10 protein-coding genes and 1 tRNA gene are annotated in these 9,854 nt (G+C 63.3%); 3 read left to right on the top strand and 8 right to left on the bottom strand.

Going from position 1 to position 9,854, the window contains the following annotated elements:
* Positions 1-571: 571 nt before the first annotated feature.
* The 3 genes from FHR70_RS23340 to FHR70_RS23330 form a co-directional block, all read right to left on the bottom strand.
* Positions 572-646 (bottom strand) — tRNA-Gly (locus FHR70_RS23340).
* Positions 647-703: 57 nt separating this feature from the next.
* Positions 704-1,804 carry a 2'-deoxycytidine 5'-triphosphate deaminase gene (locus FHR70_RS23335; protein ID WP_425487899.1) on the bottom strand — a complete coding sequence of 367 codons (1,101 nt, stop codon included), beginning with the start codon at positions 1,802-1,804 and terminating at the stop codon, positions 704-706.
* A 66-nt stretch (positions 1,805-1,870) separates the two neighbouring features.
* Entirely contained in the window at positions 1,871-2,500 is a 630-nt protein-coding gene (locus FHR70_RS23330) for a CDP-alcohol phosphatidyltransferase family protein (protein ID WP_183454747.1), read from the bottom strand.
* An 88-nt stretch (positions 2,501-2,588) separates the two neighbouring features.
* Here FHR70_RS23330 and apaG point away from each other — a divergent pair, with 88 nt between their 5' ends.
* Both apaG and argE read left to right on the top strand, forming a co-directional pair.
* Positions 2,589-2,981 (top strand): Co2+/Mg2+ efflux protein ApaG, encoded by a 393-nt coding sequence (apaG, locus tag FHR70_RS23325; RefSeq protein ID WP_183454744.1) that lies wholly within the window; start codon positions 2,589-2,591, stop codon positions 2,979-2,981.
* 9 nt (positions 2,982-2,990) lie between these two features.
* Positions 2,991-4,163 (top strand): acetylornithine deacetylase, encoded by a 1,173-nt coding sequence (gene argE, locus FHR70_RS23320; RefSeq protein ID WP_183454742.1) that lies wholly within the window; start codon positions 2,991-2,993, stop codon positions 4,161-4,163.
* A 130-nt stretch (positions 4,164-4,293) separates the two neighbouring features.
* On the opposite strand, the gene FHR70_RS23315 is transcribed toward argE, so the two are convergent.
* Genes FHR70_RS23315 through FHR70_RS23305 form a run of 3 tightly spaced genes read right to left on the bottom strand, consistent with a single transcriptional unit; the run spans position 4,294 to position 7,408 of the window.
* Complete coding sequence (locus FHR70_RS23315) at positions 4,294-5,283, bottom strand: Hsp33 family molecular chaperone (RefSeq protein WP_183454740.1); 990 nt, start codon at positions 5,281-5,283, stop codon at positions 4,294-4,296.
* Positions 5,280-6,206: an ornithine carbamoyltransferase gene (gene argF / locus FHR70_RS23310; protein ID WP_183454738.1), complete on the bottom strand. Its 927-nt coding sequence runs from the start codon at positions 6,204-6,206 to the stop codon at positions 5,280-5,282. Before argF ends, FHR70_RS23315 begins: the two co-directional genes overlap by 4 nt.
* Positions 6,203-7,408 carry an acetylornithine transaminase gene (locus FHR70_RS23305; protein ID WP_183454736.1) on the bottom strand — a complete coding sequence of 402 codons (1,206 nt, stop codon included), beginning with the start codon at positions 7,406-7,408 and terminating at the stop codon, positions 6,203-6,205. Before FHR70_RS23305 ends, argF begins: the two co-directional genes overlap by 4 nt.
* 374 nt (positions 7,409-7,782) lie before the next feature.
* On the opposite strand from FHR70_RS23305, the gene FHR70_RS23300 reads away from it, so the two are divergent.
* Positions 7,783-8,322 (top strand): GcrA family cell cycle regulator, encoded by a 540-nt coding sequence (locus FHR70_RS23300; protein ID WP_183454734.1) that lies wholly within the window; start codon positions 7,783-7,785, stop codon positions 8,320-8,322.
* A gap of 78 nt (positions 8,323-8,400) precedes the next feature.
* On the opposite strand, the gene phoB is transcribed toward FHR70_RS23300, so the two are convergent.
* Both phoB and phoU read right to left on the bottom strand, forming a co-directional pair.
* Complete coding sequence (phoB, locus tag FHR70_RS23295) at positions 8,401-9,117, bottom strand: phosphate regulon transcriptional regulator PhoB (RefSeq protein WP_183454732.1); 717 nt, start codon at positions 9,115-9,117, stop codon at positions 8,401-8,403.
* Between the two features lie 2 nt (positions 9,118-9,119).
* Positions 9,120-9,833: a phosphate signaling complex protein PhoU gene (phoU, locus tag FHR70_RS23290; RefSeq protein ID WP_183454730.1), complete on the bottom strand. Its 714-nt coding sequence runs from the start codon at positions 9,831-9,833 to the stop codon at positions 9,120-9,122.
* Positions 9,834-9,854: the final 21 nt, after the last annotated feature.

Here is a 9,854-nt window from a genome sequence, read left to right as displayed (position 1 = left end):
GAACCTCAAACCATCCCAGTCGCCCAAAGCGCTCAGGATCCTCAAGGCCCCGTCAGGCCAGCCACTCAGTGGCCGCCGTCGATGAAGATGTTCTATCCGAACCCCTTCCCTAGGTCAACATCTTTTTCCGAAGATTTTTCGAAATTAGCGTCGCCTAGCGTCAGGATCCAATAGTACGACAAGCTTCATCGTTCGCAAAGACGGTTTTCGTCTTTGCGTCTACTTGATCCAGATCAATGACATCGATCTGAAACGTTCTCGGTTTCGTCAGAGGAGCCATGGAGAACTACCATATACTGGCGCTCATGGCTCGTGCCGCAGATCAGATCCCTCTGGGATCACCGATCAAGACCCGAAAGAACAGCGTGATCCGGAGACCTCGGCAGCGTCGGCGTCTTTTAAGATTGAAGCTCGCCCGAACTGAATTCCGGCGGGGCTGCGGATATGTCGATTCACGGTTGGTTTGTCAACACCCGGGAGCCGCGCAACTAAGCCTTTTTCCTCTCTCCCTGGCAGCCAAGGTAAACGGAAACGCCGTTCCGCCAGCCTTTGCTTCAAATGTGAAAGGTTTTGGAGCGGGCGATGGGAATCGAACCCACGACATTCAGCTTGGGAAGCTGACGTTCTACCTCTGAACTACGCCCGCGCGCCTTTATTCATATCCGGTCTTTCGGCGACCCTGCAAGGGGGCCAGCTCAAAGGATCAGCGGAAGTGCTTCGAGAGCTTCAGCCCTTGGGCCTGGTAGTTCGAGCCTACCCCGGCACCGTAGAGCACCCTGGGCCGCTCGGCCATGCGTTCATAGACGAGGCGACCGACGATCTGTCCATCCTCCAGGATGAACGGCACGTCGCGGGAGCGCACTTCGAGAACGGCCCGGGCCCCCTCCCCTCCTGCCTCCGCATGGCCGAAGCCCGGATCGAAGAAGCCTGCATAATGAACACGGAATTCACCCACGAGAGGATCGAAGGGCACCATCTCGGCGGCGTAATCCGGCGGAACATGCACCGCCTCCTTGGAGGCGAGGATATAGAACTGCCCCGGATCCAGAATCAGGGTGCGGGATGAATCCGCGTAAAGCGGTTCCCAGAAATCGGCGACGCGGCAGGAGCCCGGCTTGTCCACATCGACAAGCCCCGTGTGCCGCTTGGCCCGATAGCCGATCAGGTTGTCCGGCCCAAAGCCGGCAAGATCCACGCTGACCGCCACGCCATCCTGGATCGAGGGCTCGGCGGACGTCACCACCCGCTCGCGCTGATGAAGGTCCAAGAGTTCTGCATCGCTCAGGCGCACCTCGCCCTTGCGCAGGCGCAACTGGGACAGGCGCGTGCCGGTCCGGACCAGCACCGGGAAGGTGCGCGGCGAGATCTCGGCGTAGAGGCGACCGCGATAGCCGGCTCCAATGGTATCGAATTCCTGGCTGTGATCGGTAATGACGCGGGTGAAGACGTCGATGCGGCCCGTCGAGCTCTTGGGGTTTGCCGCCGCTGAGAGATTCTCCGGCAGGGCCAGTTCCTCCTGGAGCTCCGCGATATAGACGCTCCCGGTCTCCAGGATCGCACCCCGGCTCAGGTCGATCTCATGGAAGCTCAGCTGGTCGAGGCGATCCTGAACCGTATGGTTACGCCCCGGCAGGAAGCTGGCACGGACGCGATAGGCCCTTCGGCCCAATCGGAGATCCAAGCTCGCCGGCTGGATCTGATCGGACGCGAAGGGCGTCTCGGGCTTGATGGCTCCCGCTTCCGCAAGGCGCATGATGGCATCAGCCGATTGGATTCCGTCCTTCAACGCAACCATGTCCGTCATCCGAGAGCCCTGCCGTCCTTGAAATATTGAGCCTGACAGTATCCTCTAAGCCTTGTTACGGAATTCTCAATCGCTTTCCTCAATAGGCTCATCCCGAAAGGCGTGCCAAGCCAGGGTGATGCGGGCGAGCGCACTCATCACGGTCAGCCCGGCGAATGCGTAAGCCAGCACCGGAAAATGCCCCGGGAGCGCGATCATGGCAGCGAAGAACAGGATGGTTTCCGTGCCCTCCATGAAGCCGGCCGTGAAGTAGATGGATTTAATGCCCCGGACATCGCTGGTCATACTGCGCTTGGCGGCGACAGCCGCGAAGGCGAGGAAGCTCGCTCCATTGACATAGAAGGAGAACAGGAGGACCGCCGCCGGCAGAGCGAAGGTGCCCGGATCGCGCAGAGCAAAAGCCAGAGGAATGGCCCCGTAAATGGCAAAATCGAGGACGATGTCGAGAAAGCCGCCCCGGTCCGTGCGCCGGGTCGAACGGGCAATGGCGCCATCGAGGCCATCGAGGAGCCTGTTGAGGCCGAAGAGGGCGAGCGCCACAGCCTCAAGTTCAAGCACGATCATGAGGGCTGCAGCCAGTCCCACTCCCAGCCCTGCCAGAGTCACGGCATTGGCGGAGATGCCGGCCTGCGCCAAGCCCTGCCCCAGCCGATCCAGCGGCGGATCGATCCTGCGTCGCACCCATCCGTCGAGCATGGCCCGTTCTCCTTGGCCTCGATTGACGAGGTGTAAGGAGGGCCTTACCACGGTCCGGTCGAACTCCTCTACTGGCTGAAGGCAGCTCATGTACAAGGCTGTGACCCGCGGCATCTCTGTGACGGTGACACCCCGCTACATGCCCGAAGAATCCTCTCCTGACGACGGCCGCTATTTCTTTGCCTATACGGTGGAAATCATCAACACGAGCCTGGAGCGGGTCCAGCTGCGCGCCCGCCACTGGCAGATCACCGACGAGCACGGCCATGTGCAGGAGGTGCGCGGCACGGGCGTGGTCGGAGAGGAGCCGGTACTAGGACCGGGCGAAAGCTTCAGCTATACAAGCGGCTGTCCTCTGACCACGCCGAGCGGCACCATGCAGGGCACCTACCTGATGGAGACCGCGGGCGGCGAGACCTTCGACGCCGAAATCCCGGCCTTCTCACTCGATATTCCGCGCACAAAGCGCGTGCTGCACTGAGGTTCCCCAATGTCATCCAAAGGCCAGCGGCTCACGCCGCTCGAAATGCTGGCGAAGCTCGTGTCGTTCGACACGGTAAGCTCGAAGTCGAATCTGCCGCTCATCGACTTCGTGGAAGATTACCTGCAGAGCTGGGATGTGCCTTATGTGCGGGTGCCGAACGAGGCGGGCGACAAGGCGGCCCTCTATGCAACGATCGGCCCGCAGGATCGCGGCGGGATCGTCCTCTCCGGCCATACGGACGTGGTGCCAGTGACGGGACAGACCTGGACGACGGATCCCTTCACGCTAAGAGTTGAAAATGGGCGCGCCTATGGACGCGGCGCGGTGGACATGAAGGCTTTCGATGCGCTCGCCCTGGCTCTGATCCCGGAGTTCCAGGCCGCGGACCTCACCACACCGATTCACATCCTGCTGTCCTATGATGAGGAGACGACCTGCCTCGGTGTGGTCGACGTGATCCGGCGCCTCGGTCACGATCTGCCGCTGCCAAAAGCCGCCATCGTCGGAGAGCCGACGATGCTCGAAGTGGTCGATGCACACAAAAGCGTCGTCACCTTCAGCACCACGGTGCACGGCTTCGAGGCGCATTCATCTAAGCCCTATCTCGGTGCCAGCGCCGTGATGACGGCGGCCGAGCTGATTGCAGAGCTCAATCGCATCGCCGACGAGATGATGGAGCGCGGCGACACCAGCGGGCGCTTCGATCCGCCTTACACGACCGTGCATGTGGGGACGATTGCAGGTGGCACGGCGCGCAATATCCTGTCAAAATCCTGCAGCTTCCATTGGGAGTTCCGCGGCCTGCCGAGTCTCGACCCGGAAGAGATCCCGAACCGGCTCACCAAGTTTGTGGAGGAGGTCGCGCTCAAGCGCCTCAACCGCTTCGGAGAGTTCGGACGAGTCGAGACGAAGCTTGAGGTGGCGGTGCCGGGCCTTGCACCGGAGCCGGGATCGTTCGCGGAGATCTTCGCCCTCCGGCTTGCCGGCAAGAACCACACGCAGACTGTCCCCTTCGGCACGGAGGCAGGTCACTATCAGGCGGCAGGCATTCCGACTGTCGTTTGCGGCCCCGGCTCCATCGATCAGGCGCATCAGCCGGATGAATACATCACGTTGGACCAGCTTGAGGCAGGCGCGGCCTTCATGCGGCGGCTCGCGGCTGCGTGCGCGAGTTCCTGAGATTCATCCTCGCGTCATGGCCGGGCTTGTCCCGGCCATCCCCGTCTTTAGGACACCGCGCCACCAAAAACGTGGATGCCCGCAACACGTGCGGGCATGACGAAAGTCTGCAACATGACAGAAAGCTACCTTAAGCTTCCGACTTCGCAATCGCGGCTTCAACCTCGACCGGGTCGAGATCGTAGAAGCGCGAACAGAACTCGCAGGTGATGCCGATGCGGCCGTTGTCGCCCACCATGTCGCGGCGGTCTTCCGGAGAGAAGCGGCGCATCATGCCCATGATCCGCTCATGCGAGCAGGTGCATTCCTCATGCACGTGCTGCCCCTCGAAAACACGCACGCCGCGTTCGTGGAACAGGCGATAGAGCAGCGTCTCGCTAGAAACAGCCGGATCGATCAGCTCGTGATCTTCGATGGTGCCGACCAGCGACTTGGCTTCCATCCAGGCATCGTCCTCGGACGGAGCCGCGAGATCGTTGGAGGGATGTCCCTCCGGGATGTCGCCGGGATGCAGGTCCGCCTGCCGAAGGCGTTCCGAAGACGAGGGCAGGAACTGGATCATCAGACCGCCGGCCCGGTAGGTGTGGCGCCCGTTCTCGAACTGCTCGGCGACGGCGAGGCGCACCTGCGTCGGGATCTGCTCGGACTGGCGGAAATACTGGTCCGCCGCCTCTTCGAAGCCTTGGCCGTCCAATGCGACGACGCCCTGATAGCGACTGCGATCGGAGCCCTGGTCGATGGTCATGGCGAGATAGCCGGAGCCGAGAAGCTCGCCCGTTGTCACGGAGGCTGAATCCAAGGCGTCGAGCCGGTCCTTGTCGAAGCGGGCCGTGGCACGCAGGCGGTCCGGCGCGTTGAAGTCCACCACCACCATGTCGATGATGCCGTCGGTCTTGGTCTGCAGCTGGAAGCGCCCCTCGAGCTTGAGGGACGCCCCGAGCATCACGGTCAGTGCCGCCGCTTCGCCGATGACGCGAGCCACCCTGTCGGGATAGCCATGCCGGGCCAGGATCGTATCGATGGAAGGGCCGAGACGCACCACGCGCCCGCGGACATCGAGGGGCTCGACCGCGAAGGGGAGAACGATGTCGTCATGTCCTTCGAACGAGGCTGAACTCATGCGCTTGCTGCTCCGAGGCACCAGGCCAGGATGCCTTTCTGTGCGTGAAGCCGGTTCTCGGCCTCGTCGAAGACCACGGATTGCGGACCGTCCATCACCTCATCCGTCACCTCCTCGCCGCGATGGGCGGGAAGGCAATGCATGAAGACAGCCTCCTTGTCGGCCACGCCCATGAGCCTGCCGTTGACCTGATAGGGCTTGAGCAGGTTCTGGCGGCGGAACTCGTCGTCGTCGCCCATGGACACCCAGCAATCGGTGATGACCGCGTGGGCGCCCTCGGCGGCCTCGAAGGCATCGGTGGTCACGCTGATCTTGGCCCCTTCCTGTTTCGCCCAGGACAAAAGCTCCGGCCGGGGAGCAAGTTCCGGCGGGGACGCGATCTTCAGGGTGAAATCGAGGCGCGCCGCCGCGTGCACCCAGGAGGCGAGCACGTTGTTGGCATCGCCCGTCCAGGCAACGGTTTTGCCTTCGATGGGGCCGCGATGCTCCTCGAAGGTCATGATGTCGGCCATGATCTGGCACGGATGCGTCATCTTGGTGAGGCCGTTGATCACCGGGATCGAGGCGTATTGGGCGAGCTCGGTCACCATCGCATGGTCCAGGGTGCGGATCATGATCGCGTCCACGTAGCGGGACAGCACCCGCGCGGTGTCGGCGATGCTCTCGCCGCGGCCGAGCTGCATTTCCTTGCCGGTGAGCATCAGGGTCTCACCGCCAAGCTCGCGCATGCCGACGTCGAACGAGACGCGGGTGCGGGTGGAGGGCTTGTCGAAGACCATCGCCAGGACCTTGCCCTCGAGCGGGCGGTCCTTAGCCCTCTCACCGCGGCGGCGCTTGGCCTTGATCTCCGAGCCAATGTTCAGAAGACCCCGGATCTCCGCTCCGGAGAAGTCGCTGAGGTCGAGAAAATGACGAGTCTTCATTGGGCTGCTCCCAGCCGGGCCGACTGCTGCCCAGCTTCAATGGCCGCACAGGCGGCCTCGATGCGTTTGACGGCCTCGCCGATTTCCGCATCGCTGATGATCAGCGGCGGCAGGAGGCGAGCCACGTTGTCGCCGGCCCCGATCACGAGCAGCTTCTCGGCCCGGGCGGCGGCAATGAACTCGGTATTGGGCACGACAATGCGCAGGCCCATCATGAGGCCGTGGCCGCGCACATCCGCGATGACGCCCGGATGGCGATCCTTCAACTCCGCAAGGCGCTGCTTGAGCAGCAGGCCCTTGCGCTCGACCTCCTTCAGGAAGCCGGGTTCCAGGATCACGTCGAGCACCGCGTTGCCCACAGCCATGGCGAGCGGGTTGCCGCCGAAAGTGGTGCCGTGGGTGCCAACCGTCATGCCCTTGGCGGCCTCAGCCGTAGCCAGGCAGGCGCCCATCGGAAAGCCGCCGCCGATGCCCTTGGCCACCGCCATGATGTCGGGCGTCACGCCGGTCCATTCATAGGCAAAGAGCTTGCCGGTGCGCCCGACGCCGGTCTGGATCTCGTCGAAGATCAGGAGAAGGCCGTGGCTGTCGCAGAGATTGCGCAGCTCGCGCAGGAAAGCGTTCGAGACGGTCCGGATGCCGCCCTCGCCCTGGATCGGCTCGATCATGAGAGCCGCGGTCTCAGGACCGATCACCGCCTTCAGGGCGTCGAGATCCTCGACGGGAACCTGATCGAAGCCCTCCACCTTGGGGCCGAAGCCCTCCAGGTACTTGGCCTGACCGCCGGCCGCGATGGTCGCCAGTGTCCGGCCATGGAAGGCACCCTCAAACGTGACAATGCGGAAGCGTTCCGGATGGCCGTTCACGGCATGGTATTTGCGGGCCATCTTGATGGCGGCCTCGTTGGCCTCGGCGCCGGAATTGGAGAAGAAGACCACGTCCGCAAAGGTGTTCTCGACCAGACGCTTGGCCAGCCGCTCACCCTCGGGGATCTGGAAGAGGTTGGAGGTGTGCCAGACCTTGGAAGCCTGCTCCGTCAGGGCCTGCACGAGGTGCGGGTGGGCATGACCGAGGGCATTGACCGCAATGCCGGCCCCGAAATCGAGATATCGCTCGCCATCTCGGCCGAAAAGCCAGGGCCCCTCCCCTTTCTCGAAGGAAAGCTCGGCGCGTGCGTAAGTCGGCAGCAATGGCGATGTCACAGGTTGTCTCCGCCTCCAAGGACCCAAGGTCGCACCCGGGTCCGAAAAAGAAAGCGCCGCCCCAGCGGGGGCGGCACGGCTGGGGATTCTACCGAGGTGCGGGACCCTGTCAATTCAAGAGAAATGAAGTGACTCATCACAAGGAATTTTTACCAAAGGTGAGTTCCTTGGGGAAAACGGCAGGGCTTGTTCGGGGACTCTTGCGCCCGAGTCCACCCATCCTGTAACTTCAGGTCAGTCGAGTACATCATTCGTGCGGCGGCAATCACCCTCAGGAGCGACCCTCGCAACGCGGTCGGACATCAAAACCCTGTCCGCGAGGCATCCGGGATTCTGAGTGTTTGAGGGCCGCCTCCGATGGAGGCAGGTTAAAAATGATAGATGCGGGCGCAACTTGGACGGACGAACGGGTCGAGCTCCTCAAGAAGCTCTGGACCGATGGTTTGAGCGCGAGCCAGATCGCCGCCGAGCTTGGCAACGTGACCCGTAACGCAGTGATCGGCAAGGTTCACCGCCTCGGCCTGTCCGGCCGCGCCAAGGATGCCAAGCCTGCCGCTTCCACTGCGACCGCCCGCCCCCGCAAGGCCACCCGTGCGCCGAGCGCCCCGGCTCCCCTGCCGCCTCAGCCGCATCCCAATAATGTGGTCGTCGCTCCCATCGCCCTCCAGCCCGTCACTCAGGAGCCGAGCGTCTACATCGAGGACGACCTTGCCGTTCCGGTCTCCGAGCGCGTGACCATCATGGACCTGCGCGAGTCCATGTGCCGCTGGCCCATGGGCGATCCGACCAAGCCCGAGTTCCGCTTCTGCGGCGCCCGCTCCATCACCGGCCTGCCCTATTGCACCCATCATGCCCGCGTCGCCTACCAGCCGGTCGCCGACCGCAAGCGCGACCGCAGGCTCGCCAGGGCATAAGCCGATCCATCCATCAGGCAAAAGGGCCACGCTGAAGCGATCAGCGTGGCCCTTTTCTTTATTCAATATCCTTACGGTTCAGGCCTCCAGCGCCTGCTCCTCGCGCGCGAAGGTCTCGTCGAAGGAATAGCCGGCGCCCCGCACGGTGCGGATGGGATCAGGCTTGCGCGGCAGGTTGATCGCCTTGCGCAGGCGGCCCACATGAACGTCCACCGTGCGCTCGTCGATATAGACGTCGTGGCCCCAGACGGCATTGAGCAGATGCTCTCGGGAAAAGACCCGGCCTGGGCTCTGCATCAGGAACTCCAGCAGGCGGAACTCCGTAGGACCCAGGTGAAGTTCCTGACCGGCGCGGCGCACTCGGTGGGTTTCGCGGTCGAGCTCGATATCGCCGGCTCTCAGAAGAGTTGCGATATGGGCAGGCTTTGTCCGGCGCAGGAGCGCCCGCACCCGAGCCAGCAGCTCCGGCACCGAGAAGGGCTTGACGATGTAATCGTCGGCACCGGTGGACAGGCCGCGGATGCGGTCCCCCTCCTCACCGCGGGCGGTCAACATGATCACCGGCAGGCGTTCGGTTTCCGACCGCGCGCGGATGCGGCGGCACAGCTCGATGCCGGACAACCCGGGCAGCATCCAGTCGAGCAGCACGATGTCGGGCACCTGCTCGCGCAGGCGGATCTCCGCCTCGTCGCCGCGGGACACGCTGTCCACCTCGTAGCCCTCAGCCTCGAGGTTGTAGCGCAGGAGGAGCATCAAGGGCTCCTCATCCTCCACGATCAGAACGCGCGGCCCCATGATCAAACTCCGGCTTCAACCGATGCATCGATGGACCGGTCGTTCTTGGGCCGGTCGATGGCCAGCGTCTCGCCCGTGACGAGGTAGTGGACCGTCTCGGCGATGTTGGTGGTGTGATCGCCGATGCGCTCGATGTTCTTGGCGCAGAAAAGGAGATGCGTGCAGAACGAGATGTTGCGCGGGTCTTCCATCATGTAGGTGAGGAGTTCCCGGAACAGGGACGTGTAGAGCGCATCGATGGCGCCATCGCGCTTCCAGACGTCGAGCGCCTTCGCCGTGTCCTTCTGCGCATAGGCATCGAGCACGTCCTTGAGCTGGCCCATCACCAAGTCGTTCATGTGCCGGAGCCCGACCACGATCTTGTGCGGCTGGAAGTCGTCGCCGATGGCAAGCGCCCGCTTGGCGATGTTCTTGGCCAGATCGCCGATGCGCTCTACGTCACCGGCGATACGGATCGCCGAGATGGTCTCGCGCAGATCGACCGCCAGGGGCTGACGGCGGGCAATGGTGAGAATGGCGTTCTCCTCCACCTCGCGATGGAGAACATCGAGGCGTGGGTCCGAGGCGATCACCGTCTGGGCCAGAGGCTTGTCGTGGCGGGCCAGCGCGGCGACGGAATCAACCAGCATCTTCTCGGCGATACCGCCCATTTCGGCGATGCGCTGTCGGAGCCCCTGGAGATCGGCGTCGTAGGAGCTGACGATATGCTCTGACATGGAAGTCCTCCGTGAACCGCT

The sequence above is a fragment of the Microvirga lupini genome (assembly GCF_014191055.1).
GTDB classification, from domain to species: Bacteria; Pseudomonadota; Alphaproteobacteria; order Rhizobiales; family Beijerinckiaceae; genus Microvirga; species Microvirga lupini_A.
The sequence above is the reverse complement of the archived record's forward strand: the minus strand, read 5'-3'. Positions and strand labels throughout refer to the sequence as shown.

Coding starts and splice junctions, on each gene's coding strand:
- FHR70_RS23300 (WP_183454734.1), top strand. CDS start 7,783: ATGATAGATGCGGGCGCAACTTGGACGGACGAACGGGTCGAGCTCCTC.
- apaG (WP_183454744.1), top strand. CDS start 2,589: ATGTACAAGGCTGTGACCCGCGGCATCTCTGTGACGGTGACACCCCGC.
- phoU (WP_183454730.1), bottom strand. CDS start 9,833: ATGTCAGAGCATATCGTCAGCTCCTACGACGCCGATCTCCAGGGGCTC.
- argF (WP_183454738.1), bottom strand. CDS start 6,206: ATGAAGACTCGTCATTTTCTCGACCTCAGCGACTTCTCCGGAGCGGAG.
- argE (WP_183454742.1), top strand. CDS start 2,991: ATGTCATCCAAAGGCCAGCGGCTCACGCCGCTCGAAATGCTGGCGAAG.
- FHR70_RS23330 (WP_183454747.1), bottom strand. CDS start 2,500: ATGCTCGACGGATGGGTGCGACGCAGGATCGATCCGCCGCTGGATCGG.
- phoB (WP_183454732.1), bottom strand. CDS start 9,117: ATGGGGCCGCGCGTTCTGATCGTGGAGGATGAGGAGCCCTTGATGCTC.
- FHR70_RS23315 (WP_183454740.1), bottom strand. CDS start 5,283: ATGAGTTCAGCCTCGTTCGAAGGACATGACGACATCGTTCTCCCCTTC.
- FHR70_RS23335 (WP_425487899.1), bottom strand. CDS start 1,804: ATGACGGACATGGTTGCGTTGAAGGACGGAATCCAATCGGCTGATGCC.